27 protein-coding genes are annotated in these 24,403 nt (G+C 60.4%); 14 read left to right on the top strand and 13 right to left on the bottom strand.

The window, feature by feature from the left end:
• The first annotated feature begins 23 nt into the window (after positions 1-23).
• A complete protein-coding gene (gene rplQ / locus DQ393_RS07025; protein ID WP_112341040.1) occupies positions 24-446 on the top strand; it encodes a 50S ribosomal protein L17 in 423 nt (140 codons plus the stop codon).
• 93 nt (positions 447-539) lie between these two features.
• On the opposite strand, the gene DQ393_RS07020 is transcribed toward rplQ, so the two are convergent.
• Positions 540-1,409: a DUF817 domain-containing protein gene (locus DQ393_RS07020; RefSeq protein ID WP_112341039.1), complete on the bottom strand. Its 870-nt coding sequence runs from the start codon at positions 1,407-1,409 to the stop codon at positions 540-542.
• Positions 1,410-1,592: 183 nt separating this feature from the next.
• Here DQ393_RS07020 and DQ393_RS07015 point away from each other — a divergent pair, with 183 nt between their 5' ends.
• On the top strand, positions 1,593-2,000 hold the full coding sequence (locus DQ393_RS07015; protein ID WP_432421987.1) for a DUF2809 domain-containing protein: 408 nt from the start codon (positions 1,593-1,595) through the stop codon (positions 1,998-2,000).
• 37 nt (positions 2,001-2,037) lie between these two features.
• Here the strand turns inward: DQ393_RS07015 and DQ393_RS07010 are convergent, their stop codons facing one another.
• Positions 2,038-2,556: a DinB family protein gene (locus DQ393_RS07010; protein WP_112341038.1), complete on the bottom strand. Its 519-nt coding sequence runs from the start codon at positions 2,554-2,556 to the stop codon at positions 2,038-2,040.
• Between the two features lie 69 nt (positions 2,557-2,625).
• Here DQ393_RS07010 and DQ393_RS07005 point away from each other — a divergent pair, with 69 nt between their 5' ends.
• From DQ393_RS07005 to DQ393_RS06985, 5 genes are all read left to right on the top strand, one after another.
• A complete protein-coding gene (locus tag DQ393_RS07005) occupies positions 2,626-3,252 on the top strand; it encodes a TetR/AcrR family transcriptional regulator (protein ID WP_112341037.1) in 627 nt (208 codons plus the stop codon).
• Positions 3,253-3,408: 156 nt separating this feature from the next.
• Entirely contained in the window at positions 3,409-3,879 is a 471-nt protein-coding gene (locus tag DQ393_RS07000) for a MarR family winged helix-turn-helix transcriptional regulator (protein ID WP_112341036.1), read from the top strand.
• On the top strand, positions 3,876-5,948 hold the full coding sequence (locus DQ393_RS06995; protein ID WP_112341035.1) for an FUSC family protein: 2,073 nt from the start codon (positions 3,876-3,878) through the stop codon (positions 5,946-5,948). The genes DQ393_RS07000 and DQ393_RS06995 overlap by 4 nt, the downstream gene beginning before the upstream one ends.
• 4 nt (positions 5,949-5,952) lie before the next feature.
• Positions 5,953-6,162, top strand: coding sequence for a DUF1656 domain-containing protein (locus tag DQ393_RS06990; RefSeq protein ID WP_015339618.1), 210 nt, complete (start codon positions 5,953-5,955; stop codon positions 6,160-6,162).
• Positions 6,159-7,049, top strand: coding sequence for an efflux RND transporter periplasmic adaptor subunit (locus tag DQ393_RS06985; protein ID WP_112341034.1), 891 nt, complete (start codon positions 6,159-6,161; stop codon positions 7,047-7,049). Before DQ393_RS06990 ends, DQ393_RS06985 begins: the two co-directional genes overlap by 4 nt.
• 29 nt (positions 7,050-7,078) lie before the next feature.
• Here the strand turns inward: DQ393_RS06985 and msrQ are convergent, their stop codons facing one another.
• Together msrQ and msrP are read right to left on the bottom strand one after the other, a co-directional pair.
• On the bottom strand, positions 7,079-7,735 hold the full coding sequence (gene msrQ, locus DQ393_RS06980; protein ID WP_112341033.1) for a protein-methionine-sulfoxide reductase heme-binding subunit MsrQ: 657 nt from the start codon (positions 7,733-7,735) through the stop codon (positions 7,079-7,081).
• On the bottom strand, positions 7,732-8,685 hold the full coding sequence (gene msrP / locus DQ393_RS06975; RefSeq protein WP_112341032.1) for a protein-methionine-sulfoxide reductase catalytic subunit MsrP: 954 nt from the start codon (positions 8,683-8,685) through the stop codon (positions 7,732-7,734). Before msrP ends, msrQ begins: the two co-directional genes overlap by 4 nt.
• 337 nt (positions 8,686-9,022) lie before the next feature.
• Between msrP and ilvD the strand changes: the two genes are divergently transcribed.
• A complete protein-coding gene (gene ilvD / locus DQ393_RS06970; RefSeq protein WP_112341031.1) occupies positions 9,023-10,861 on the top strand; it encodes a dihydroxy-acid dehydratase in 1,839 nt (612 codons plus the stop codon).
• A 209-nt stretch (positions 10,862-11,070) separates the two neighbouring features.
• Here the strand turns inward: ilvD and DQ393_RS06965 are convergent, their stop codons facing one another.
• Positions 11,071-11,418, bottom strand: a complete 348-nt coding sequence (locus DQ393_RS06965) for a lysozyme inhibitor LprI family protein (protein WP_112341030.1) — start codon at positions 11,416-11,418, stop codon at positions 11,071-11,073.
• A gap of 174 nt (positions 11,419-11,592) precedes the next feature.
• On the opposite strand from DQ393_RS06965, the gene DQ393_RS06960 reads away from it, so the two are divergent.
• Both DQ393_RS06960 and DQ393_RS06955 read left to right on the top strand, forming a co-directional pair.
• Positions 11,593-12,996: a DegQ family serine endoprotease gene (locus tag DQ393_RS06960; RefSeq protein WP_112341029.1), complete on the top strand. Its 1,404-nt coding sequence runs from the start codon at positions 11,593-11,595 to the stop codon at positions 12,994-12,996.
• A complete protein-coding gene (locus tag DQ393_RS06955) occupies positions 12,993-14,309 on the top strand; it encodes a replication-associated recombination protein A (protein ID WP_112341028.1) in 1,317 nt (438 codons plus the stop codon). Before DQ393_RS06960 ends, DQ393_RS06955 begins: the two co-directional genes overlap by 4 nt.
• Positions 14,310-14,416: 107 nt before the next feature.
• On the opposite strand, the gene DQ393_RS06950 is transcribed toward DQ393_RS06955, so the two are convergent.
• The 7 genes from DQ393_RS06950 to DQ393_RS06920 form a co-directional block, all read right to left on the bottom strand.
• Positions 14,417-14,746 (bottom strand): DUF1883 domain-containing protein, encoded by a 330-nt coding sequence (locus DQ393_RS06950; protein WP_112341027.1) that lies wholly within the window; start codon positions 14,744-14,746, stop codon positions 14,417-14,419.
• Between the two features lie 95 nt (positions 14,747-14,841).
• Complete coding sequence (locus tag DQ393_RS06945) at positions 14,842-15,111, bottom strand: hypothetical protein (protein ID WP_112341026.1); 270 nt, start codon at positions 15,109-15,111, stop codon at positions 14,842-14,844.
• 34 nt (positions 15,112-15,145) lie between these two features.
• On the bottom strand, positions 15,146-15,343 hold the full coding sequence (locus tag DQ393_RS06940) for a hypothetical protein (protein WP_112341025.1): 198 nt from the start codon (positions 15,341-15,343) through the stop codon (positions 15,146-15,148).
• 141 nt (positions 15,344-15,484) lie between these two features.
• Positions 15,485-16,426: a 4-hydroxy-tetrahydrodipicolinate synthase gene (gene dapA / locus DQ393_RS06935; RefSeq protein WP_112341024.1), complete on the bottom strand. Its 942-nt coding sequence runs from the start codon at positions 16,424-16,426 to the stop codon at positions 15,485-15,487.
• Positions 16,427-16,438: 12 nt separating this feature from the next.
• A complete protein-coding gene (locus DQ393_RS06930; RefSeq protein WP_112341023.1) occupies positions 16,439-16,666 on the bottom strand; it encodes a hypothetical protein in 228 nt (75 codons plus the stop codon).
• Positions 16,667-16,846: 180 nt separating this feature from the next.
• Positions 16,847-17,863, bottom strand: a complete 1,017-nt coding sequence (locus tag DQ393_RS06925) for a ketopantoate reductase family protein (protein WP_112341085.1) — start codon at positions 17,861-17,863, stop codon at positions 16,847-16,849.
• Between the two features lie 137 nt (positions 17,864-18,000).
• Positions 18,001-18,186 (bottom strand): hypothetical protein, encoded by a 186-nt coding sequence (locus tag DQ393_RS06920; protein WP_112341022.1) that lies wholly within the window; start codon positions 18,184-18,186, stop codon positions 18,001-18,003.
• Positions 18,187-18,335: 149 nt separating this feature from the next.
• Here DQ393_RS06920 and DQ393_RS06915 point away from each other — a divergent pair, with 149 nt between their 5' ends.
• From DQ393_RS06915 to DQ393_RS06900, 4 genes are read left to right on the top strand one after another with little or no spacing between them, the layout of a single operon-like run.
• A complete protein-coding gene (locus tag DQ393_RS06915; RefSeq protein WP_112341021.1) occupies positions 18,336-19,784 on the top strand; it encodes a hypothetical protein in 1,449 nt (482 codons plus the stop codon).
• Complete coding sequence (locus tag DQ393_RS06910; protein ID WP_112341020.1) at positions 19,762-20,580, top strand: hypothetical protein; 819 nt, start codon at positions 19,762-19,764, stop codon at positions 20,578-20,580. The genes DQ393_RS06915 and DQ393_RS06910 overlap by 23 nt, the downstream gene beginning before the upstream one ends.
• Positions 20,580-21,518 (top strand): hypothetical protein, encoded by a 939-nt coding sequence (locus DQ393_RS06905; RefSeq protein ID WP_112341019.1) that lies wholly within the window; start codon positions 20,580-20,582, stop codon positions 21,516-21,518. Before DQ393_RS06910 ends, DQ393_RS06905 begins: the two co-directional genes overlap by 1 nt.
• Entirely contained in the window at positions 21,512-22,525 is a 1,014-nt protein-coding gene (locus DQ393_RS06900; RefSeq protein ID WP_112341018.1) for an OmpA family protein, read from the top strand. The genes DQ393_RS06905 and DQ393_RS06900 overlap by 7 nt, the downstream gene beginning before the upstream one ends.
• 18 nt (positions 22,526-22,543) lie before the next feature.
• On the opposite strand, the gene DQ393_RS06895 is transcribed toward DQ393_RS06900, so the two are convergent.
• Positions 22,544-24,166, bottom strand: coding sequence for an ABC-F family ATP-binding cassette domain-containing protein (locus tag DQ393_RS06895; RefSeq protein WP_112341017.1), 1,623 nt, complete (start codon positions 24,164-24,166; stop codon positions 22,544-22,546).
• Positions 24,167-24,403: the final 237 nt, after the last annotated feature.

Below are 24,403 nucleotides of genomic sequence, written 5' to 3'. Positions count from 1 at the left end.
CCTGCAAGTGAAGGAGAATAGCCATGCGCCACGGTAAAGCCGGCCGCAAGCTGAATAGAACTGCTAGCCACCGTAAGGCGATGTTCGCCAACATGGCGGCTTCGCTCATCACCCATGAGCAGATCGTCACCACGCTCCCGAAGGCGAAGGAAATTCGTCCGATCGTCGAGAAGCTGGTAACCCTCGGCAAGCGCGGCGACCTGCACGCTCGTCGTCAGGCCATCTCGCAGATCCGCGACGCTGCTGTCGTTTCGAAGCTGTTCAACGCGATCGCAACTCGTTACGCCACCCGCAACGGCGGTTACCTGCGTATCATGAAGGCCGGCTTCCGCCAGGGCGACAATGCCGCTCTCGCCGTTGTCGAATTCGTCGATCGCGACGTCAATGCCAAGGGCGCAGCCGATAAGGCTCGCGTTGCCGCTGAAGAAGAAGCCGCAGCCGCTTAAGGCTAGCTTCGGACCAAAGATAGAAGGCCGGATGAGCGATCATCCGGCCTTTTGTCGTTTTGGGATTGGATTCGATAGTTGGAGTCCACACGGTCACTCGGGAATATGAACGTGCTTTTTGATGTGCTTCAGATTGGCAACGATAGTGAAGATCATGATCACCAGCAGGCACCAGGAACTCCACTTGCCGACGTGAACCATCGACCACGCTCCGAGTTGGTTGGGATACTTCCAGACACCGAGAAATGTGCTGATATTCTCGGCCAGCCAGATGAAAAATCCGATCAGTACGAAGGAGAGCAGCAAGGGCATTCGACGATCGCGATCATAGGGGCGAAAGATCACCGTCGAGCGTGCATAGAGTCCGAGAAGGCAGGCGGCGATATACCAGCGATAGTCGCCGATAAAATGATGCGCAAAGAAATTCGCGTAGATCACGAATGCAAGCACTCCCGCCATCCAGTAGGGCGGGTGATGCTTGATGCGGAGATCGAAAAGTCGCCAAGCCTGAATGATGTAACTGCCGACTGCGGCGTACATGAAGCCGGAGAACAGGGGGACGCCGAACAACTTCGTGTATGCCGGGTCAGGATAGGCCCATGACTGAATGCTGCCAGAAGTCTTGAAAACTTCGAGCGCAAAGCCGACGAGGTGAAACAGGCACACCGCTTTCAACTCGTCGAGTGTCTCCAGCTTTGCCCATATCATCCAAAGCTGGATGGCCAGAGCGATAATCAGCAGGAGGTCGTAGCGCGGGATATGGAACCAGCCGGCTCGCGGCACGGCAAAGACCGCCAGAAAGAAAAATCCGGCGAAAAGGCAGGCGCGAGCCTCTTTAAGGCCGAAGAGTAAAAATTCGATTGCGAAGCGGGCGAGGCCGGTGAGGTTGGAATGACGCGGATCGGGATGGAGATAGTGATCGAGGAAAGATAGCTGTCCGTCCAAGGAAACAACTTTGGCCATGTGAAACGCTTCCCCACGCAGCGGCATTCTCCGTCTCACGAAGATACGAGGAGCATGGCAAAATTTCAGCTTGGCCTTGCAATATCCCAAGACATTTTCGATTGATCGGAGCGAATGAAGGTGCTGCCTTCGCTATAAACGGAAAATCTATCAGGCGATGATCCAAAGGAAGGTCGAGTGGGCATATCGACACGATACCGCAACCGAAGAGGCTTGCTGGTCCTGGCTTTCGCACTGACGATCGTCTGTGGCCTTGGACTGCGACGCTTTGGATATGCGGCCGGCTTTTCTTTCGCGGTCGTCAAATATGGTGGCTCGATCCTATGGGGAGCGATGGTCTATTGGCTCCTGGCGACAATCTTCGTGTCTTCGGGACGTTTCAGGATTGCCGTGGCGGCGCTGTTTGTCTCCGTCGCAGTAGAACTTTTCAGGTTTTGGCACACGCCTGATCTTGACGCCTTTCGATTGACTGCCGCCGGAGCCCTATTGCTGGGCAGGGTATTCTCGCTCTGGAATATCGTCGCTTATGCCGCCGGCATCGCGCCGGCGCTGGCGCTCGATTGCGCGCTGTCGAAGCCCAAACCGTTGTGAAGAGGCAATGTGAAGAGCCAAAACGCCAGAGCGGGGCTTATTCAGCCGCCACGGCCAGCCTGCGCGCGGGTTCGCTACGATGAAGATGAACGGCAAGCGTGTCCCAGGGCGGGGTGATGGAAAGCTGCGCCAGAAGCCGACCGATCTCGCCCCTGTGGTAGCCTCCATGCGTGACGACATGGAGAAGCATCTCCCGGCGCGTCATGCAGCCTTTGTCGCCATCCGTGAAGAGGAGCGGTATCGGATCTGACAGAAGCTCCGGGTTGATGGTTTCGAGATAGGTCAGATACCATTGATCCGAAGCCGTCATCGCCGCGTGAAGATCGGGCAGGGATGGCGTCTCCGGCGTATTATCGTCCGCGTAGCCGTGCTGCCTTCCGGTGAGATGCGCCGCGAATATGCGGCCGACGACCAGCGAGTGGTTCATCAAGCGTATGGAGAAATGACGTTCCTTGCCGTGGCGGGCGGGATCGAGGCGACCCATAGCGTCGAGCAATTCCTCGTTCGCCCAGGCTTGATAGCGGAACAGAGTTCGCAGCAATGATATTTCGCTCATGATGAAACACCTTTCGTCATTCGATGAAATGCGAGTAATCTGTTCACATTTTCATGGAATGGGTGCCGCATGTCTACTCGCATTAAGAAACCGCGCTCGCCGATGCGAAAAGAGCCGAGCCAGGCGCGTTCGCGGGCAACGGTCGATGCGATTGTCGAATCGGGTGCTCGCGTTTTAGGGGAGCGCGGATGGGCCGGCTTCACGACCAATACTGTCGCGGCCGTTGCCGGTATCAGCATCGGCTCGCTTTATCAGTATTTCCCTGACAAGCTTTCCTTGGTCGAAGCCGTCAGGCGTCGTCATTTCGATGAGGTTCTTACGGTCATGCGCAAGGCGATGGCCGGCGCACTGCCGTTGCCGCAGCGCGTGGAGGAGCTCGTGCAAGGCATGATCGACGCTCACAATGTGAACCCGGAGCTTCACAGGGTGCTGCTGGATGAGGCGCCGGGCCACGATGGTTCGAGGGTGGCGCACGATGCCTTCCTGGCCGAATATCACGCTCACTACAAAGCTTTCGTTGCCACGCATCGCAGTGACCGCGACGGCCCCTCCGACGATGTTCTTGCGCAGCTGCTATCCGGTGCGGTGGAGGGAGTGATCCACAGTGCAACTCGAAAGCATGTGCTGGGCTCGCCGGAACTGAAGCGGGAGCTCGTCAGGATGATATGTTCCTATCTGAGCAACGCCGATCGATGAAAGACGGGTCGAGTGGCTGGCCGATCTGCACGCCTGCAATCTCGACCTCTTTACCGTCTTGGTTATGGTTTAGCGCATAGCTGCATTTCCAATTTGGGATGGCGCTTTTAATGATAATAATTTGAATCCTAATTAGTTTAGTGCTAATAGGTTCTTATGAACTCGTCAAACGCTCTACAACGCCTCTTCACCGCCAATCTGCTGACCACCGGCCGCCAGTGGCGCCGGGTTGTCGATCTCGCACTGAGCTCCCATGGTATATCCGAGGCGGTGGCCGCGCCGCTGCTTTGGATCAGCCGCCTGGGGGGAGGTGTGCGGCAGGTGGTGCTCGCCACCTATGTCGGCATCGAGGGCCCGTCTCTGGTTCGGCTGATCGATCAGCTCGAAAGCATGGATCTTGTCATGCGCAAGGATGATCCCACGGATCGTCGCGCGAAAGGCCTGTGGCTGACGCCGGAAGGCGAAAAGCTGGCCTCCCGCATGGAAGACGTACTTGATGAGCTGCGTGGCAGGATCCTTGCCAATGTCGACCCTGCGGATATCGAAGCTGCGGTGCGCGTCCTGAAGGCTTTCGAGGAGTTTGAGGCATCCAAGGCCGTCGAACCGGAGCCGGAGAAGGTCTCATGAGCATTCCATCCTGGCGCGAGTGGTTATTTTCCGTCAAAGCCTTCATGGCTGCGATCATGGCGCTGTTCATCGCCTTGTCGCTCGATCTGCCGCGTCCCTATTGGGCGATGGCCGCTGTTTATGTGGTCGCCAATCCTCTAGCCGGCGCGACCAGCTCCAAGGGGCTTTATCGCGCACTCGGCACGCTTATCGGTGCCACCGCATCGGTGATCCTCATCCCGCTCTTCGTCAACGCGCCGGAACTGCTTTCGATCGTTGTCGCGCTGTGGACCGGCACCTTGCTGTTCATCTCGATGCTCGACCGCAGCGCGCGCAGCTACGTCTTCATGCTGGCCGGCTATACATTGCCGCTGATCGCGCTGCCGACCGTCGGCTCGCCCGAAACCATTTTCGATGTCGCACTTGCTCGCTCCGAGGAAATTCTCATTGGCATCGTCTGTGCGAGCGTGGTTAGCGCCGTCGTCTTTCCGAGCAGCGTCGGCACCGTCCTCGGCCAGCGCATAGGTTCCTGGCTGGACGACGCCGGCACCTGGGCCGACGAGATCCTGCGCGGCGAGGGCGCTTCGCCGGCAACGCCCTTGAAGCGGCAGAAGCTTGCTGCTGACGTTTCCGGCCTGGATCTCGTCATCAGCCAGTTGCGCTATGATGCCGGCAGCCGTGACATCGTCAGACATTCGCGCGAGCTGCGTGGCCGCCTGCTGATGCTCCTGCCGCTCTTCTCCTCCCTGGCCGATCGCCTGCACGCCTTGAAGGCCGGGGGCAAACCGCTACCGCAGGAATTGGTCGTTGTTTTGAACGAGGTCGCGGATTGGCTGGGGCAGGGTGGTCGCGGCAAGGCCGATGAGACCGCTGAGACCTTGTCGAGGAAGATCGAGGAGTTGCAGGAGAACGACCTCCATATCGGTTGGGACGACCTCGTCCGGTCGAGCGCCCTCGCTCGCCTTAAGGAAATCGTCGACTTGTGGCAGGATTGCCTGACGCTGCGTGCCCAGATCGTCTCGGGGCAACAGGTCGGCACCTGGCGCCCCGCCTTCCGCTATCGCAATGTCGTCGGTCGCAGCAGGCATTATGATTATGCCCTGCTGGCCTTCTCGGCCGGTAGCGTCATCGCCGGAATTGCCGTCGCCTGCTTCTTCTGGATCTATTCCGGCTGGGCGGATGGTGCCGGCTTCATCGCCATGGTGGCCGTTGCCTGCTCGTTTTTCGCCGCGCTCGATCGTCCCGCGCCCTTCATCACCACCATGTTCATCTGGACTGCGGTGAGCCTGGTCATCGCCTGCGTCTATATCTTCGGCGTCTTGCCGTTGATTTCCGGCTTCGAGATGCTGGTGCTGGTCTTTGCGCCGCCCTTCCTGGTGATGGGGCTGCTGATCACCCGCCCGCAAACCAACATGCTCGGCATGCTGCTGGCGGTAAACGGCGCAAGTTTCATCGCGCTGCAGGATCGTTACACCGCCGATTTCGCCAGCTTCACCAACAGTGCGATCGCCGCTCTGGCGGGTGTTGGCTTTGCCTTGGTCTGGACTTTGCTTACCCGCCCATTCGGTTCCGAACTTGCCGCCTGGCGGCTGGTGCGGGCTGGCTGGAGAGATCTCGCTGAAACTGCCGCCGGCATCCGCCGCGCCGATCATGAACGCCTCTCAGGCCGCATTCTCGATCGCCTGGGCCAGCTCGTTCCCCGCCTAGCACGCATCGAAGACCGCGAACTGAAAAAGGTCGACGGTTATGCCGATGTCCGTCTCGGCTTCAACGTGTTGATGCTGCAGAAGGAGCGTGCCAAGCTGAAACCGGCTGCCGCTGCATCCGTCAGCGAAGTCCTGATCGGCGTATCGGATTTCTATCGTTCGCGGCTGAAGGCAAAACGGGCCGTGGATCCGGCCGATGAACTGCGTGTGTCGATCGATCATAGCCTTGAAGCCGTCGCACAGGAAAAGCGAGATTCCGCTCGGGCGAGCCTTGATGCGCTCGTCGGTCTTCGCCGGGCGCTCTTCCCCCATGCCGAGCCGCCGGTGAGCTGGCGACCGCCCGTGGCGGACATAACCCAACCTCATCCCATTGCCGCCGAGTAATATCATGCCCGCAGAATTCGATCTTTATGGCGTCTATATCCCGCGCCTTCTCGTTCTCATGCTTCTGACGCTGTTTGTCGTCATCATCCTTCGACGCCTGCTCGCATGGATCGGGGTCTACACTCTGGTCTGGCATCGCGGCCTCTTCGATCTCGCGCTTTACGTCCTGCTGCTCGGCGCCGTCTCTTCAGTCTCTCGTTGGTACTTCACATGAACGCGTTCAAACTCATCGGCCGCGTGGCCGTCACACTCATCTTCGTCGCCGCCGCTGTCTATGTCGGCCGTCACCTCTGGGGCCATTACATGGACGAGCCGTGGACGCGCGATGCGCGCCTGAGGGCCGATGTCGTCGGCATCGCGCCTGACGTCTCGGGTCTCGTGAGCGAGGTCCTTGTCAAGGACAACCAGACCGTCAAGAAGGGCGATATCCTCTTCCGCGTCGATCGCGATCGTTTCGCCATCGCTCTCGAACAGGCCGATGCAGCCCTTGCAAGCAGCAAGGCGGCTCTCGAGCAGGCTCAGCGCGAAAGTGCGCGTCAGGCGCGCCTTGGCGATGCCGCCTCCCTGCAGCAGAAGGAGCAGGCGCTGACCACCGTGCAACAGGATGAAGCGGCTGTTCGGCAGGCGACTGCCAATCGCGAACTCGCCCAGCTCAATCTCGACCGCTCCGAAGTTCGTGCCACCGTCAACGGCACGATCTCGAACCTCAGCCTGCGTCCGGGCGACTATGTTTCCGCCGGCACCGCAAAGGTGGCTCTGATCGACAGCGATTCTCTGCGCGTCGAAGGCTATTTCGAAGAAACCAAGCTGCCGCGCATCCATATCGGCGACGAGGTTCATATCCACCTGATGGGCCAGGCCGAGAAGCTGACCGGCCATGTCGAAAGCATCGCCTATGGCATCGAGGACCGCGAACGGACCTCCGGCAGCCTGCTTGCCAACATCACGCCGACCTTCAGCTGGGTGCGTCTGGCACAGCGCGTACCCGTGCGTATCGCCCTCGACAAGGTTCCCGAAGGCACGAAGCTGATCGCCGGCCTGACGGCGACGGTCGAGGTGCAAGAGCAGGGCCAAGCGAAGATCGCCAGCGCTGCCGAATAACTCTCGCTTGAAAGGTAGAGCGGCCGTTCTCAGGCCGCTCTGGAACTAGAGGCCGCGGCCGGCTGGCGCGCCGCCCGTCGCCTTTCCATCATGATCGGCCGATAGGAGCGGTAAAGGATCATGGCGATCAGCAGGCCGATATAGATGAACTGCTCCACGGATAGCACCTTGGTCGATAGCGCAAAGTGCAGGGCACCGCAGGCGGCGATGATGTAGACGAGGCGATGCAGCCAGATCCATTTCTTGCCGAGACGCTTGATCGAGAAATTGTTCGAGGTTACGGCGAGCGCCAGCAGCATGACGAGACCGGCCATGCCGAACATGATGAAGGGCCGCTTCAATACGTCGTCGATGACGGCATGCACGTCCAGCGCCTGATCGAGAACCATATAGACCGTCAGATGCATCAGCGCGTAGTAGAAGCAAAGCAGGCCGAGCGCGCGGCGATAGCGCAAATAGTTCCAGCCGAAGAGATCGCGAAGCGGTGTGACAGCAAGCGTCAGCAGCAGGAAGCGGATCGCCCATAGCCCCAGGAAGAGCTCGAAGGTCTTGACCGCATCGGCGCCGAGCTGATCCGTCGCGCCGAGATAGAATTCCCAGGCGGCCGGTAAAAGCCCGACAAAGTAGAGCGCCCAGACGGAGGCGGGCTGCCAGCGTTTTGGGAGAGCGAAGGAGAGGGCCATCAGAAATTCACCCTGAGATCCATGCCGCTATAGAGGCTGGCGACCTGATCGGCATAGCCGTTGAAGGGCAGGGTGGGGTGACGGTTGGAGCCGAAGAAGCCGCCTTCGCCGATGCGCCGTTCCGTCGCCTGGCTCCAGCGCGGATGATCGACGGCCGGATTGACGTTGGCGTAGAAGCCATATTCCTGGCTGTTGGTTGCCTGCCATGTGTTCAGCGGCTGCTTGTCGGTGAGCGTGATGCGGACGATCGACTTGATGCCCTTGAAGCCATATTTCCACGGCACGACGAGGCGGATCGGCGCGCCGTTCTGGTTCGGCAGGGTCTCGCCATAGAGGCCGACGGCAAGCAGCGTCAGTGGATTGCGTGCCTCGTCCAGGCGCAGGCCCTCGACATAGGGCCAGTTCAGGGATTGCAGGAGGCCCGATTGCCCCGGCATTTCTTCCGGCCGCACCACTGTCTCGAAGGCAACATATTTGGCGCTGCCCTGCGGCTCCACCTTGTCTAGCAGGGCCGAAAGCTGGAAACCATCCCATGGAATGACCATCGACCAGGCTTCGACGCAGCGCATGCGATAGACCCGCTCTTCCGGCGGGAATTCCTTGATCAGCGCGTCGATGTCGAAGGTGCCGGGCTTATTGACCATGCCATCGACCTTGACCGTCCAGGGGCGCGGCTTGAACTTGCCCGAGAGGCTGGCCGGATCGGACTTGTCGAGGCCGAATTCGTAGAAATTATTGTAGGTGGTGACGTCCTTGAGCGGCGTCAGCTTCTCATTGACCGTATAATTGCTCTTGGTCGCCGTCAGCGCCTCGGCCAGCGCCGCATTATTGCCGCCGATTGCCGCCATGCCGATGCCGGCCGCTGCGGCCGTCAGGAACTCGCGCCGCTTCAGATAGATCGAGCGGGGTGTGATCTCGGAGGATGCGATTTTCGGCGGGCGATAGGCGGCCATGGAACAATTCCTTTATGCGATAGCAGCTTGATATGAGCGATACGCAACGGACACGGGTTTTGTTACACTCTTAGGCTGGCATTTCTTTGGAAGTGAAAGCAACTTTTTGTGTGCGCTTGTCATAGGGCCGTTTCATTCCCAATTGTGGTCGTAGGCCTTGCTTGCCCGAACGCAGCCCTTGCCCGACAGCGTACCGGATTCGCTTGAGTTGATAGTGACAGTACTGCACGATTGGATTAGGACAATTCCAAAAAGCGGAGTTGCCGGCGCTCTTTGGCCTGAAACCCTTGGCCGATGCCCGACGCCGCACAATTTCCAGGATGACGAGGAAGACACCATGCCAGCTTATCGTTCCAGAACAACCACCCACGGCCGCAACATGGCCGGCGCGCGCGGCCTTTGGCGTGCGACGGGTATGAAGGACGGCGATTTCGGCAAGCCTATCATTGCGGTGGTCAACTCCTTCACCCAGTTCGTGCCCGGCCACGTCCACCTCAAGGATCTCGGCCAGCTCGTCGCGCGTGAAATCGAGGCAGCCGGCGGCGTTGCCAAGGAATTCAACACCATCGCCGTCGATGACGGTATCGCCATGGGCCATGATGGCATGCTCTATTCGTTGCCGTCGCGCGAGCTGATCGCCGACAGCGTCGAATACATGGTCAACGCCCATTGCGCCGACGCCATGGTCTGCATCTCCAATTGCGACAAGATCACCCCCGGCATGCTGATGGCCTCGCTGCGCTTGAACATTCCGACGGTCTTCGTGTCCGGCGGCCCTATGGAGGCAGGCAAGGTCGTCCTGCATGGCAAAAAGCATGCGCTCGATCTGGTCGACGCCATGGTTGCCGCTGCCGACGACAAGATCAGCGATGAGGATGTCCAGGTCATCGAGCGCTCCGCCTGTCCGACCTGCGGCTCGTGCTCGGGCATGTTCACGGCCAATTCCATGAACTGCCTGACCGAAGCGCTCGGCCTGTCGCTGCCTGGCAATGGTTCGACGCTCGCAACCCATGCCGACCGCAAGCGCCTCTTCGTCGAAGCCGGCCATCTGATCGTCGATCTCGCCCGCCGCTATTACGAGCAGGAGGATGCATCCATCCTGCCGCGCTCCGTTGCATCGAAGAAGGCCTTCGAGAACGCCATGGCGCTCGATATCGCCATGGGTGGCTCGACGAACACGGTTCTGCATATTCTTGCCGCTGCGCATGAAGGTGAAGTCGATTTCACCATGGCCGACATCGATGCGCTCTCGCGCCGCGTACCGTGCCTCTCCAAGGTTGCACCGGCGAAGAACGACGTCCACATGGAAGATGTGCACCGCGCCGGCGGCATCATGTCGATCCTCGGTGAGCTCGACAAAGGCGGCCTGATCAACCGCGATTGCCCGACGGTTCACGCCGAAACGCTCGGCGACGCCATCGACCGCTGGGACATCACCCGCACCAACAGCGAAAGCGTGCGCGAATTCTTCCGCGCGGCTCCCGGCGGCATTCCGACCCAGGTTGCCTTCAGCCAGAACGCCCGTTGGGAAGAACTCGACACCGATCGCGAGAAGGGCGTCATCCGCTCCGTCGAGCATCCCTTCTCCAAGGATGGCGGTCTTGCCGTCCTCAAGGGCAATCTGGCGCTCGATGGCTGCATCGTGAAGACGGCCGGTGTCGATGAATCGATCCTGAAGTTCTCCGGCCCCGCCAAGGTCTTCGAAAGCCAGGATGCTGCCGTCAAGGGCATTCTCAGCAATGAGATCAAGGCCGGCGACGTCGTCGTCATCCGCTACGAAGGCCCGAAGGGCGGCCCCGGCATGCAGGAAATGCTCTATCCGACGAGCTATCTGAAGTCGAAGGGCCTCGGCAAGGCCTGCGCGCTCATCACCGACGGCCGCTTCTCCGGCGGCACCTCGGGCCTGTCGATCGGCCACGTTTCGCCCGAAGCAGCCAACGGCGGCACGATCGGCCTGGTGCGCGAAGGCGACATGATCGACATCGACATCCCGAACCGCATCATCAGCCTGCGCGTCGACGACAAGGAACTTGCCGCTCGCCGCGAAGCCCAGAACGCCAAAGGCTGGCATCCGGCGGAAGTGCGCAAGCGCAACGTCACCACGGCGTTGAAGGCCTATGCCGCGTTTGCGACCAGCGCGGATCGCGGCGCGGTTCGTGATCTGGGTGGGAAGTAACTAGACCCCTTCGCCCGCACAGCGGGGAGAAGGTGGACTCGAACGGTCGAGCATAGCTCGGCCGCGAGAGGACGGATGAGGGGCTTTCGAGCTTTATCGGAACGGCAGAGTTCGCCGTTCCTGCGTTTGCCTCTCACCCTAGCCCTCTCCCCGCAGGCGGGGCGAGGGGACTTGTCCGATCAAGCCGGCAAATCTTCGCAAACCAGCTCTTACAGCGGCCGATTGATCTGCTTGTAGGTGTCGTTCAGCACCTTCAGGCGCTCCTCATAGGACGTGGTCAGGCAAGCCACGTCAGCTCCGCAAGCCTGCCGCTTCTTCAGCCATTCCGTCTGCTGGTCCTGCATCGTACCGCGTGCGCCCATGGCGAGAAGGCCTGAGAGCAGGTCGAAGGTCGTCACCATCTTTACGTCGGCATCGTTGAGAGCCCTCACGTCGCAGATCGTCTTCTCGTCCGGTTTCAGGTTCTGTGCCTCGCAATCGAAGCTGGCGGCGTGGGAGATGCCGGTCATGCCCAATGAGATGAGGAAAGTGGCGGCGGCAAGATGGTTCGATCGCATATGTGGCTCCCTTTGACGATTCCCAACGCGAAATGCATGACAGCACGTTTTTGTTCGGCGAGCCTGTTTTTTATCGCCGCAAACCTCCATTTATGCTTCATGCTTCCGCCCTCTTTTCTTTCTAGCGTCGGGCGCTACAACGTTGTTTAAAGAGAATTAAAAAGGGAAATTTCCATGCATGTCCTCCTGAAGCGCACTGCCGTTTCGATGATTGCCCTCGTCATGGCGATGCCGCTTTCCGCTGAGGCTCAGACAGCGAAGACGCTGCCGCAAAGCCAGACGCAGATGCAGCTTTCCTTCGCTCCGCTGGTCAAGCAGACGTCCGGTGCCGTGGTGAACGTCTATGCCGAGCGCGTCGTGCAGCGCCAGTCTCCCTTCGCCGGCGATCCCTTCTTCGAGCAGTTCTTCGGACAGCGCATGCCGAATCGCACCGAGAAGCAATCTTCGCTTGGCTCGGGTGTGATCGTGGAGGCGAATGGTACCGTCATCACCAATAACCACGTCGTCGATGGTGCCGACGATATCAAGATCGCGCTTTCGGATGGCCGCGAATTTCCCTGCAAGGTCGTGCTGAAGGACGATCGCGTCGATCTCGCCGTTTTGAAGATCCAGTCGAAGAACGAGAGTTTCCCGGTTCTGCCGCTCGGCAATTCCGACGGCATCGAGGTCGGCGATCTCGTGCTTGCGATCGGCAATCCCTTCGGTGTCGGACAGACGGTAACGAGCGGCATCGTTTCGGCGCTTGCCCGTAACCAGGTGAAGAACGAGGTCGGCTTCTTCATCCAGACCGATGCCTCGATCAACCCCGGCAATTCGGGCGGCGCGCTCGTCAACATGACCGGCGAGCTGATCGGGCTGAATACGGCGATCTTCTCCCAGGGTGGCGGCTCCAATGGTATCGGCTTTGCCATTCCAGCCAACTTGGTCAAGGTTTTCCTTGCCGCAGCCGATCGTGGCGACAAGTCTTTCGAGCGGCCCTATATCGGCGCCACGTTCGAGCCGGTGACATCCGATGTCGCCGAAGCGCTTGGCCTGGACAAGGTGCGCGGCGCGCTGGTGACCAAGGTGGTCGATGGCGGCCCGGCGGCCAAGGCCGGTCTCAAGCCGGGAGAAGTGATCACGGCGCTGAACAATATCTCCATCGAGCATCCGGATGCGCTCGGCTATCGCCTGACGACGGCCGGTCTCGGCGCGACCGTGTCGCTGACCGTGCTCGATAACGGCAAGGAACATCAGACCACGATGACGCTTGCCGCAGCACCGGAATCCATTCCGCGCGATGAGCGGGTGATCGAGGGCAACAATCCCTTCTCCGGCGCGACCGTTGCCAATCTTTCCCCGCGGGTTGCCGATGACCTGCATCTGCCGCCGGATTCCACGGGCGTCGTCATCGAAAGCCTGAAGCAGAACTCGCCGGCCGATCGACTGGGATTTGCCGCGCGTGATATCGTCATTTCCATCAATGGCGTGGCGATCAACACGACCGAGATTCTCCAGCGGACCGTCACGTCAAACCCAAGCTTCTGGCGCGTCGAGATCGAGCGTGACGGCCAGCGTATCAGGCAGTTCTTCCGATGAGCGATGACCTGTTTGCACCGCGGATACCGGAGGAGGTCGCCAACAAGCGGCCTCTCGCCGACCGTCTGCGGCCGCAAACACTGGCCGAAGTCACCGGTCAGGCACATCTGACCGGCGAGGATGGCGTATTGCGCCGGATGATCGAAGCGGGCTCGCTGGGATCGATGATCTTCTGGGGGCCGCCCGGCACCGGCAAGACGACCGTTGCAAGGCTGCTTTCGGGCGAGGCGGGTCTCGCCTTCGAGCAGATTTCGGCGATCTTCTCCGGTGTCGCCGATCTGAAAAAGGTCTTCGAGGCGGCACGGTTGCGCCGCATGGATGGCCGCCAGACCCTGCTGTTCGTCGACGAGATCCATCGCTTCAATCGCGCCCAGCAGGATAGCTTCCTGCCCGTGATGGAAGATGGCACCGTCATTCTAGTGGGCGCAACCACGGAAAATCCGTCTTTCGAACTCAATGCCGCTCTTCTCTCCCGCGCTCGTGTGCTGACGTTCCGCTCTCATGATGAGGAAAGCCTGGAAGAATTGCTGCGCCGGGCTGAGACGGTGGAGGGCAAGCCGCTGCCGCTAACGGAGGATGCCCGCGCCAGTCTGATCCGCATGGCCGATGGCGATGGCCGCTCGGTGCTGACGCTGGCCGAAGAGGTCTGGCGCGCCGCGCGCAAGGACGAGCTTTTCGATCCCGACATGCTGGTCAAGATCGTCCAACGCCGCGCTCCGGTCTATGACAAGGCGCAGGATGGTCACTACAACCTGATTTCTGCGCTGCATAAGTCGGTCCGAGGCTCCGATCCGGACGCCGCGCTCTATTATCTCGCCCGCATGTTCGATGCCGGCGAGGATCCGCTCTATCTCGGCCGTCGGCTGGTGCGCATGGCCGTGGAGGATATCGGGCTTGCCGATCCGCAGGCGCTTGTCATCTGCAATGCCGCCAAGGACGCCTATGATTATCTGGGGTCACCGGAAGGTGAGCTGGCGCTGGCCCAGGCCTGCGTCTATCTCGCCACAGCGCCAAAATCCAATGCCGTCTACACGGCTTTCAAAGCCGCGACCCAGGCCGCCAAGCAAAACGGCTCGCTTCTGCCGCCCAAGCATATCCTCAATGCACCGACCAAGCTGATGCGGACCGAAGGCTATGGCGACGGTTATCGCTACGATCATGATGAGCCGGATGCCTTTTCAGGCCAGAATTACTTTCCGGAGAAGATGGGCCGCCAGACCTTCTACGATCCGCCGGAGCGCGGTTTTGAGCGTGAGATCCGCAAGCGGCTGGACTGGTGGTCGAAGCTGCGCAAGGAGCGCGGCGAACGCTAAAGCAATTCCAGGAAAGCGCGAAGTGGTTTTCCGTCCGGAATTGCGTGAAAACAAAAGGATAGAGCGTTTTCGCAATTCGAAGAAAGGCGGAAAGGCTCTAGCCTACATCACCTGCCGGCGATATCCTGCGGCGCTTTCTGTATTCGCGGCATTGTTATCCTATCGACCATCTTCACGCTCGATTCCGCCAGGCTCTTGTGGCCTTCCATATCGACGACGAGATGCCAGTGGCCGGCCTCGGGAATGGTGAGCCGGATCGGTGATTTCTTCGCGACGCCGCCGAGAAACTGGTGCTTGAGCGTCTCCGTGAAGCGCTCGAAATTCGAGCCGTTCATCAGCCTGACATTGGCGATGGTCGAGAGGGTGATTTCGATCACCGTTCCGGAGCGCTGTTCCCCGAGATCGTAATGGCTGTAGCGGAAGGCAGGCTTCGACATGGCTTTCTGCTCATTGGATATCTGGCCGAGAGCTTAACTGAAGGCGAGTTAAGGAAGCGTTGGGCGGGATAGTGCGAAGCCTGCCAAGGGCAAGTTCAGTGCAGATTGGACGAGCCTGGGGCGAAGTCGTTCAGATCGAGTATAGCGCCTTCGGGTGCCAGGCAGATATCGGCCGGATTGTGGTTGCATTCCTCGGCGGCGAAGTGCAGGGCGGCTGCCTCGTTGCGGAATAGGCCGCCGACAAGGCCTTGCCGGTCCTGAACGATCCAGCTGCCGCGGCGGTCGCGGCCGATGATGAAGCGGGCCGGAGCCGACGAAATCGGGCTGTGAGCCGAACGGCGCTGAATATGTTGTGCGTTTGCCATGTCTATGTTTCCTCTTGAATCTCTTCGGTTTCGCTCAGTGTCCGGTCAGGTGCAGCGCCATCTGCAGGGCGCCGGCAATCAGGAGGACAAGCCCGAGGCGCGGAGCGACGGAACGAAGCCCGTTCAGCAATGCGTCCGAGGAGATGGGCCACTCGCTTCTTGCGAGGGCGGCCATGCGAGGGCGTTGGAGGGGGTCGGCGGATAGGCCGGCATGCGTATGGCGTGACATCATGGTTCCTTTCAGTGTCACCGGCACCGTTGGTCCGATAAGATCATTTCCGGTGCTACGCTGTTGAATCTATGAGGGAGTTGCTAGGTTTTCCATTTGCCTGAAACGGCAAAAATATAAAAATCTCATAGGGATGGCGCGATCTCACAACCCCAGGCGAGAGGCATGGCGCGAGGCAAACCGGCCGCTTCCGTCGAGCTGAAACGGTGTGATTGCTGCCTGGATGGCCACAGCCGTCTCGCTGGTGACGCCGACCAGGGGCAGGCGGACATCCGCGTTGATATCCGTGGCCAGTGACAAGGCGTGCTTGATCGTCGCCGGTTCGCTTTCGCGGGCCAGCGCGCTGAATAACGGCTGCAGGCGCTCGTCGATGGATAGGGCAGCGCTGACGTTGCCGCAGGCGGCCGAATGCTGCATCGATTGAAAGAGCCGCGGAACGATATTGGCAGCTCCCGAAAAGCAGCCATGACCGCCCGCGGCCTTAAAGCCGAGTGCGCTGGCATCGTTCGAGGTAAACAGGCCGAATCGCTCCGGCAGAAGGGGTCGCCAGAGGTCGACGCGTGAGATGTCGCTACTGCCGTCGGCAATCCCGATGATTCCCGGAATCTCCGCGAGCTGCGCGACCGTCGCCGGCGCGAGGTCGATCGCGGTATGCGATGGTTGATTATGGACGATGATCGGCAGCTCGGTCTGCGCCGCAAGTTGCGCGAAATGGTGACGCACACCCTTCTGCGTCGGCTTGGAATAATAGGGCACCGTCACGAGGGCGGCATCGGCACCAAGTCGCTGCGCCTGCATGGTTTCCTTTATGGTCGTCGCCGTATCGTTGGTTCCCGTTGCAACAATGACGGGCACCTTGTCTTCGGAAAGCTCGATGCAGATTTCAATGGCGCGGATGCGCTCGGCTTCTGTCAGTGTCGGGCCTTCGCCGGTCAACGAACAGACCAGCAGCCCGTCGATGCCGCTCAGTAGCTGCCATTCCACATGCGCCATCAGGGCGACGCTATCGAAAGCGTCATCGTGAAACGGGGTAACAAGCGCGGTGATCGCACCGCCGATGCGTCTCTGAAAAGTCGGACTGCTCATGTCGGCTGCGTCTCAGAGGTAATGCAGTACGATGAAAAGCTCTAGGCCGCCGAGAAGCAGACCGAAGGTGAACATGGCCTGAAAAGTACGCCTTTCGCGGATCTGATGATTGTCAAGCGGGCGCTGGCGCCGGCCTTTTACGCCTGGGGCGGATGCCGCAACGCGATGATGCTTCTCATCGCTGTTATGAACGAGGACGCGGATGGATTCCGTCAGATTGGGCGCGTGCGTGTCGAGCATGGGATCTATCTCCATATTCCACCGCAAGCGTAACGCCGGCCCCCATAGGAAATCCATTCGGGGTGAAAGGCGAAGAAGTAAGTGAGATATAAAGGGCCGGCAGCCCGGATTTTCCTCCGGCAACTGGCTCCTGGCCCGCCGCCGGAAAGGGAGATGCCGTTGGCGATAATCGACTGCTTGCTAGGCAGTATCCTGCCGGTTCTTCTGGTCGAGCTGCGTCACCAGCGCCAGGATGGTTGCCGAGACCGGCGTCGGCACATTTGCGAGCTTGCCGAGCGAAACGACGACACCGACGAGAGGCGTGATTTCCAGCGCCTTGCCGGCAAGCAGATCCTGCAGCATCGAGGTGCGCACAGGGCCGATCTGACGCGAGCGGTCGAGGCGCTCTTCGATCGACATGGCGATATGGCATCCCAAAGCCTCAGCGACAGCCTTCACTTCGCTCATTACCTGGCCAACCATGGCCGCCAGCGGTGGATCATCCATGATGTCGGACATCAATCCCCTGGTCAGCGCGCTGATCGGATTGAAGGCGGCGTTGCCCATCAGCTTGCTCCAGATATCGTCGCGGATGCGTGTGGAAACGGAGACGTTGACGCCCGCTCTCTGCAGCAGTGCCGCGATGGCCTCGATGTCTGCGGTCGTCTCACCGGAGGGCTCGCCGAGGATGAAATGGCCGTTGTTGGCGAGCTTGACCTCGCCGGGGGCGACGACTTCCGCTCCCTGATAGGCAACGCAGCCGATCACGCGCTCCGGCCCGATCAGGCGCCAGAGATCGCCGTTCGGATCGAGTTCCTCCATCTGGTGTTCCGCATGGCCGCTCTGCCTGTCCCGGTGAAAATACCACCACGGCACGCCGTTGAGGATCATGACGACGCGAGTGCGCGAATGCAGCAGCTTTGCAATTCCGGGGACAGCTGCAGCGAGCTGATGGCCCTTGAGCCCGGTGATGACGAGATCCTGCGGCGGCAGCTCGCCCGCATCGGCCGTTGCCGTCATCCGCGCCACGAGAGGGCTATCCGCGCCGGCTTCCCAGAGGCGTATGCCGCCAGTGCGAATGGCCTCCAGATGAGCTCCGCGAGCGACGGCGGAGACCTGCGTCTGCGCTCCTGCAGAGGAAGCGAGCTTTGCGGCAATGGCGCCACCCAGCGCGCCGGCGCCGTAGACACAGATGTTCTTGAAGGGAGAGGATGTCATGCTTGATGCTCCGAATGAGATCACGTGCTCGGAAAAGATATGTCGCGCTTTCGATTTGGCGAAGGGTCTTCGAGGCTTCAGGCAATTGAGACTGAAAATCGCCGAACCTTCCTGCAAACTACACGCTTATGGAAATTTCACCATGCTCGCGCGAGCGCGAGTGAAATCAATCCGTCATAGGAAACTGCTTTTCTGCCGGCATCGATCGCTGGATTTCCGTCGTGCCGTTCAAGGAGCAATGGCAGCGCAATATCTATCGCGAAGGGCTGCAACGCGCCGGCTCTGGAAGCCTGGTTCGAATGGATGATTGCCGCGATCAGCATGAGTGTTTTCCGATCATCACGAGCTCGGGCTAGTCTTTACCACAATCGCATCCTAACCTCCGCTAGATCGCTCTGGACCAAGGACAACCGGTGCGATATCGATTTCTCAATTGTCCTTTCTAAGTTGATGAATTCGCCGGGGAAGATCGTTGCGTTTCGAAGCCCTCAACCGTCTCTGGGACAGCGTTCGGGAGACCAGCCATGATTTCCGTGCCTCGACGGATGTGTTTCCCGTCGTGGATATCGAAAAGCTGAGTGCGACCCTCGACCTGAAGGAGAAGGGCGCTGCCGCCGGGCGCCAGAACCGGCCGCCGCCGGATGCCCAGTCGCTTGACGAGACGGAGCAGCGCATCGTCGCCTGGGTCGAAGCGGAGAAGAAGAGTTCCTACCAGATCCTCGAAGACCAGTTCCAGACCTTCGACAGCCGCTTGCGCAACCTCGATTTCGAAGGACAATTCGGGCTGATCCGCCAGGCAAACGCTTCCAGTGTCTCCGATTTCAAGGCGGAGGTGGCAAGCGGCGTCGACGAGCTTCACGGCCTGCGCCGCAAACTGAAGACGGCCGAGGATGAAATGGTGGGCTTCAAGGCCAGGCATAAGCTGCAGCGCGCCGCGAAGGTTTCCAGCCGTGCGGCATGGGGCTTCAAGGTCTCGCTGATCGTCTTCCTCGTGCTCATCGAAATGGTGATGAACGGTAGCTTTCTGGCCAAGGGAAGCGAACAGGGCATCGTTGGCGGTGTGACGGAGGCGGCTGCCTTCGCTATCCTGAACATCGGCACAGCGTTGATGTTTTCCTTCTTCTGCGTCCGCTTCCTCGTGCATCGATCCCTTGCGCTGAAGCTGCTTGGCCTGCTCGGTCTCGTCGCCTATGTCGCCGTCGCCCTGGGGATCAACATCGCGCTGGCACATTATCGCGAGGTCTCAGCGACGATCCTGAGCGGAGCCGGTGCCGAGGTGATTCAGCGCCTGAAGACGGCGCCTCTCGGACTGCAGGAGTTGAACTCCTGGATGCTCTTTGCCATCGGCCTGATGTTCTCGCTCGTTGCCTTCATCGACGGCTGCTATCTCACCGACCCCTATCCGGGCTTTGCCGGCGTGCAGAAACGCCTCGATGCGGCGAGGGACAATTACATCGACCGCAAGCTCGATCTGATCGAAGATCTTCGCGAGATCCGCGACGAGCACAACAGCAAGATCGAAGAGATCATCCGCGACCTCTCGCTGCGCCGGCAGGAAACGGCCGCCATCATCGCCCATCGTGCGAGAACCGCGGGTCTTTTTGCCGAACACCAGAACCATCTCGAGCGGGCCGCCAATGTGCTGCTCACCTCCTACCGCGACGCCAACCGGGCCGCGCGCACCGAGCCGGAGCCATCCTACTTCAATGCCGCCTACAAGATGGAGCGCCTGACACCTGTCATCCGCAGCGAAGAGGAATGGGACGACAAGGTGCTGGGCTCGCGCATCCAGGGTGCGCAGACGGAGCTTTCGGAGCAGATCAAGCGGATCGGCGATGAATTCGAGCGCGCCATCGAAAAATACCACCAACTCGATAATCTATTCCCGGAGAGCATCCTTGGCTCGACGCAAGCGGCGTAGCCGGCGCGGCGGATCCGCCGGTCTCATCATCGCAACGGTTTGTCTCGCCGTCCTGTCCCTCGGGATCGTCGGGGCCTATGGCTGGCTGCGCTACAAGGCGAGCGGCAATGTCGCCATCGATCAGGCGTCGCTCTGCCCTGTGGACGGCCCGAAGGCGGAAACCGCCATTCTGCTCGATGTCACCGATCCGATATCGGACACAACGGCGCTCGATCTGCGCAACCAGTTCCAGAAGATCGTTGCGGATGTGCCGATCGGCGGCGCGATCGATATCTATGCGCTCACCGAGAAGGAGGGTGAACTGATCCAGACCTTCCACGGCTGCAACCCCGGAAGCGGCGCGAGCGTCGACGAATGGACCAGCAATCCGCGCCTGGCGCAGGCGCGATGGGAAAAGGGTTTCCAGAAGCCGCTCGCCGATATCGCCGGCAAGCTGACCGCGGGCGAGTCCGGCAGGCTGTCGCCGATCATGGCAGCCATCCAGAAGATCAATCTCGAGGTCTTTGCCAATGCACCGGTCGGCTTGCCGAAGCGCCTCTACATCGCCTCCGACATGATCGAGCACACGGCCGCCTTCTCGAACTACCGGGACGGCGTCTCCTATCAGAAATACCAGCACAGCCCGGCAAACGACCAGTTTCGCACCTCATTGAATGGCGCCACGGTCAAGATCCTTGCCTTTCAAAGGCCCAACATGAAGTTCAGCATGGAGGATCTTGCGAATTTCTGGGCGCAATGGATCAAGAACAGCAACGGTGATTTCGGCGGCTTCGTGCGGTTGGAGGGGATACGCTGATGGCCAATACCGACGCCAGATATCTCATCCGGGATTATGGGCCGATGGTGCTGTTCGCCTCCATCACCATCGGCGGCATGATCTTCATCTGGTCGTCGAAGCTCATGGGCTGGTCACTGCCCATCGTGACGGGTGTGCCGCTGGTGTTGATGGGGATCTACTTCATCGTATCGCTGGCCGTTGCCGGATTCCGGCTGCACAACGAGCAGGCGGGCGACAACCTCTATTACATGGGTTTTCTCTTCACGCTATCGAGCCTCGGCGTATCGCTCTATCTCTTCGCCGGTGAAACATCGATCGAGACCATCGTCCGCAACTTCGGCATCGCCGTCACCTCGACCATTGCCGGCGTGACGCTGCGCATCCTCTTCAACCAGATGCGGCGCGACCCGATCGATATCGAGCGCAGCGTCCGCCACGAGCTTGCCGAGATGACGCGGCGCGTGCGCACTGAACTCGACTCCTCCTCGCGCGAATTCTCACACTACCGGCGCGTCAGCAACCAGATGCTGTCGGAAGGGTTCGAGGAGATCGCACGGCAGGCCGAACGCAACGGTCAGGAGATCAACAAGATCCTGGAAATGCTGGCAAAGCAGGCGGTGACGCCAATCAACGACGCGGCCGCACAGCTGACGGCGACGACCTCGCAGCTGTCCGAGATCATCGGGACCTTCGGCACCGCCGTCGAAAATGTCGGCAAGAAGCTGGATGAGATCCGCGCGCCGGAGGATGTCGTGCGCGCCGAGTTGGCGCCGGCGATTACCGCCATCAAGGAGATGTCGGAGGCGCAGTTGCAGCCGCTGCGCAATATCGAGCTCGCGCTCGGTCGCGTGGCCGAAGCGATGGGGCAGGCACCACTGCCGAAACCAATGGCCGATGGCGACATCGCTGCGGAGCCCGAGGCCGTGCCGCGAAAACGCTGGTGGCATCTATGGTAGCAGGAGGCCCGGACAGCACGCCGAAACTGGAGCACAAGGGCTACAATCGTGGCCTGATCCTTGGCCTGACGATGGCCGAATCCATGCTGCTTCTGGTTTTCTGCCTGTTGCTCGTGGCCGCCGCCTTGATTTCGTCGGAGAGAAACAAGCGCTATGAGGTCGAGCGCAAGCTTGAAAAGGCTGAACAGCAGGTGACCTTGCTGGAGAAGAAACGCGCCGAGCAGGCGGCCGAGATCGTGCTTCTCCAGTCCAAGGTCGTCTCCGGCGATCTCTCCGCTGCCGACAAGGCCGTGGTGGACAAGCAATGGCGAGAGCTGGTGCTGGCGAAAGAGGCACTCGACAGCATGGCGGACCAGGGCGCGACGATGGCCGATCTGCAATCGCTTTCCAAGGTAGCCGCCGTTCTGAAAGAACATGACGTCTCGCTAAAGGCGGCGCCCGATGAGATCAACAAGCTTCTGGCTGGAAACGGAGGCGGGAAGGGCATGCACGACTGGCCGCCTATCATCAATCTTGACGATGCCAAGAAGAACTATTTCCAGTCGGGAAGCGCCGAGCTTACCGGAACTTTCGCCCAGTTGCTCAGCACGACGATCACGGATGAAATCGCCAGCAATCTGAGCCTCTACGGCGCCAATATCGTCGAGGTGATCGGCCATACGGACGAACAGCCGCTGGCGCGGGAAAAATCCAATCTCGATGATACGATCATCGGCGCGATGGACGGCAAGCTGCCAGTATCGGCATTGCTACCTGCCGACAATGCCGGGCTTGGCCTTGCCCGCGCCATTGCCGTTGCCAATGTGCTCAAGGCCAATCCCAAGCTGAAAGATGCCACGATCCTGCCGATGTCTGCCGCGCAGCTGATCCTGCCCGGCGACACCGTCACCTCGGGCCAGCGTGGCGCCGTCGAAGCGCGCCGCCGCATCGAAATCCGCGTACGGGGCAGGGCGGCGCCCGTTGCCGTGATCAATGCCGGTGCTGCGCCCTCCACCAACACACAATAGCGCGGAGCGGCATGACCATCAGCTCCGCAATCCCGGCGCTTCATACCCGGTGCGCTCCACATATTCCGTGTAGCCGCCGGTATATTGGTGGATGCCTTCCGGCGTCAGTTCCAGAACGCGGTTGGAAAGTGCGGCCAGGAAATGTCGGTCGTGCGAGACGAAGAGCATCGTGCCCTCATATTGCGACAGCGCCTCGATCAGCATTTCCTTGGTGTCGAGATCGAGATGGTTGGTCGGCTCGTCCAGCACCAGCAGGTTCGGCGGATCGAAGAGCATGATCGCCATGACGAGCCGAGCCTTCTCGCCGCCCGACAGCACGCGGCATTTCTTTTCCACGTCGTCGCCGGAAAAGCCGAAGCAGCCGGCGAGCGCGCGTAGCGAGCCCTGACCGGCCTGCGGAAACTCATGTTCGAGCTGCTGGAATACGGTGCGCTCTCCATCGAGCAGATCCATGGCGTGCTGGGCAAAATATCCCATTTTCACACTGGCGCCGAGTGCAACGCTGCCTTCATCCGGCTGCGCCGAGCCGGCAACCAGCTTCAGGAGTGTGGATTTACCGGCGCCGTTGATGCCCATGATGCACCAGCGCTCACGGCGCCGCACCATGAAATCCAGCCCTTCATAGATGGTGCGGCTGCCATACTTCTTGTGGACGTTCTTCAATACGGCCACGTCTTCGCCCGAGCGCGGCGCCGGCTGGAATTCGAAGGCGACCGTCTGGCGGCGCTTCGGCGGCTCGACGCGATCGATCTTTTCCAGCTTCTTCACGCGGCTCTGCACCTGCGAAGCATGCGAGGCGCGTGCCTTGAAGCGCTCGATAAACTTGATTTCCTTGGCAAGCATCGCCTGCTGGCGCTCGAACTGCGCCTGCTGCTGTTTCTCGTTCTGGGCACGCTGCTGCTCGTAGAACTCGTAGTCGCCCGAATAGCTGGTCAGGCTGCCGGCATCGATTTCGATGATCTTGCTGACGATGCGGTTCATGAACTCGCGGTCGTGCGAGGTCATCAGGAGTGCGCCCTCGTAGCCCTTCAGGAAGGATTCGAGCCAGATCAGGCTTTCGAGATCGAGATGGTTGCTCGACTCGTCGAGCAGCATGACGTCGGGGCGCATCAAGAGGATGCGGGCGAGCGCCACACGCATCTTCCAGCCGCCAGACAGCGCGCCGACATCGCCGTCCATCATTTCCTGGCTGAAACTCAGACCCGCCAGCACTTCGCGGGCGCGGCCCTCAAGAGCGTAGCCGTCGAGCTCTTCATAGCGCGCCTGCGCCTCGCCATAGCGCTCGATGATCTCATCCATCCTGTCCGCCTGGCCCGGATCGCTCATCGCTGCTTCGAGTTCGCGAAGTTCCGCGGCAACGGCGCTGACGGGACCGGCGCCCTCCATGACTTCCGCCACGGCACTGCGCCCCTCCATCTCGCCGACATCCTGATTGAAGTAGCCGATGGTAACGCCCTTATCGACCGAAACCTGCCCCTCATCGGGTTGCTCCTGCCCCGTGATCATCCGGAAAAGCGTCGTCTTGCCGGCGCCGTTCGGCCCCACAAGACCGACGCTCTCGCCCCTGTTGAGCGCAGCGGACGCCTCGATGAAGAGGATGCGATGACTGTTCTGCTTGCTGATATTCTCGATACGAATCATGATTACGCGAGGCCCGAAGAAAGTTTTGGCGCCTTATGCCAAGGGTCGTGCGCTCTCTCGCAGCTTTTGGCACTTGGCGCAAGCTCCATGGTTTTGCTGCCGGACCGATGGATTCAGAGCAGCCGCACTTCTTTCGAAGATATGTTGCGAGCGCCCCAATTCGTACAGATCGGGCGGTTTCAGGCTGGCGTCCCCGTTGAGCCATGCGGATATTGTGCCCGCCGGTGTCGTGTCTGG

The sequence above is a fragment of the Martinezella tropici genome (assembly GCF_003287875.1).
Taxonomy (GTDB): domain Bacteria; phylum Pseudomonadota; class Alphaproteobacteria; order Rhizobiales; family Rhizobiaceae; genus Rhizobium; species Rhizobium tropici_C.
The sequence above is the reverse complement of the archived record's forward strand: the minus strand, read 5'-3'. Positions and strand labels throughout refer to the sequence as shown.

Bases quoted from the DNA above. Each gene is read 5' to 3' on its own strand.
- DQ393_RS06995 (WP_112341035.1), top strand. From the start codon at position 3,876: ATGAGCATTCCATCCTGGCGCGAGTGGTTATTTTCCGTCAAAGCCTTC.
- DQ393_RS06990 (WP_015339618.1), top strand. From the start codon at position 5,953: ATGCCCGCAGAATTCGATCTTTATGGCGTCTATATCCCGCGCCTTCTC.
- DQ393_RS07010 (WP_112341038.1), bottom strand. From the start codon at position 2,556: ATGAGCGAAATATCATTGCTGCGAACTCTGTTCCGCTATCAAGCCTGG.
- dapA (WP_112341024.1), bottom strand. From the start codon at position 16,426: ATGAGCAGTCCGACTTTTCAGAGACGCATCGGCGGTGCGATCACCGCG.
- msrP (WP_112341032.1), bottom strand. From the start codon at position 8,685: ATGGCCGCCTATCGCCCGCCGAAAATCGCATCCTCCGAGATCACACCC.
- DQ393_RS06940 (WP_112341025.1), bottom strand. From the start codon at position 15,343: ATGATGTCACGCCATACGCATGCCGGCCTATCCGCCGACCCCCTCCAA.
- DQ393_RS07020 (WP_112341039.1), bottom strand. From the start codon at position 1,409: ATGGCCAAAGTTGTTTCCTTGGACGGACAGCTATCTTTCCTCGATCAC.
- DQ393_RS07000 (WP_112341036.1), top strand. From the start codon at position 3,409: ATGAACTCGTCAAACGCTCTACAACGCCTCTTCACCGCCAATCTGCTG.
- DQ393_RS06905 (WP_112341019.1), top strand. From the start codon at position 20,580: ATGGCCAATACCGACGCCAGATATCTCATCCGGGATTATGGGCCGATG.
- ilvD (WP_112341031.1), top strand. From the start codon at position 9,023: ATGCCAGCTTATCGTTCCAGAACAACCACCCACGGCCGCAACATGGCC.
- rplQ (WP_112341040.1), top strand. From the start codon at position 24: ATGCGCCACGGTAAAGCCGGCCGCAAGCTGAATAGAACTGCTAGCCAC.
- DQ393_RS06960 (WP_112341029.1), top strand. From the start codon at position 11,593: ATGCATGTCCTCCTGAAGCGCACTGCCGTTTCGATGATTGCCCTCGTC.
- DQ393_RS06950 (WP_112341027.1), bottom strand. From the start codon at position 14,746: ATGTCGAAGCCTGCCTTCCGCTACAGCCATTACGATCTCGGGGAACAG.
- DQ393_RS06955 (WP_112341028.1), top strand. From the start codon at position 12,993: ATGAGCGATGACCTGTTTGCACCGCGGATACCGGAGGAGGTCGCCAAC.
- DQ393_RS06985 (WP_112341034.1), top strand. From the start codon at position 6,159: ATGAACGCGTTCAAACTCATCGGCCGCGTGGCCGTCACACTCATCTTC.
- DQ393_RS06945 (WP_112341026.1), bottom strand. From the start codon at position 15,111: ATGGCAAACGCACAACATATTCAGCGCCGTTCGGCTCACAGCCCGATT.
- DQ393_RS06965 (WP_112341030.1), bottom strand. From the start codon at position 11,418: ATGCGATCGAACCATCTTGCCGCCGCCACTTTCCTCATCTCATTGGGC.
- DQ393_RS06900 (WP_112341018.1), top strand. From the start codon at position 21,512: ATGGTAGCAGGAGGCCCGGACAGCACGCCGAAACTGGAGCACAAGGGC.
- DQ393_RS06895 (WP_112341017.1), bottom strand. From the start codon at position 24,166: ATGATTCGTATCGAGAATATCAGCAAGCAGAACAGTCATCGCATCCTC.
- DQ393_RS07005 (WP_112341037.1), top strand. From the start codon at position 2,626: ATGTCTACTCGCATTAAGAAACCGCGCTCGCCGATGCGAAAAGAGCCG.
- DQ393_RS06930 (WP_112341023.1), bottom strand. From the start codon at position 16,666: ATGCTCGACACGCACGCGCCCAATCTGACGGAATCCATCCGCGTCCTC.
- DQ393_RS06920 (WP_112341022.1), bottom strand. From the start codon at position 18,186: ATGCTGATCGCGGCAATCATCCATTCGAACCAGGCTTCCAGAGCCGGC.
- DQ393_RS06925 (WP_112341085.1), bottom strand. From the start codon at position 17,863: ATGACATCCTCTCCCTTCAAGAACATCTGTGTCTACGGCGCCGGCGCG.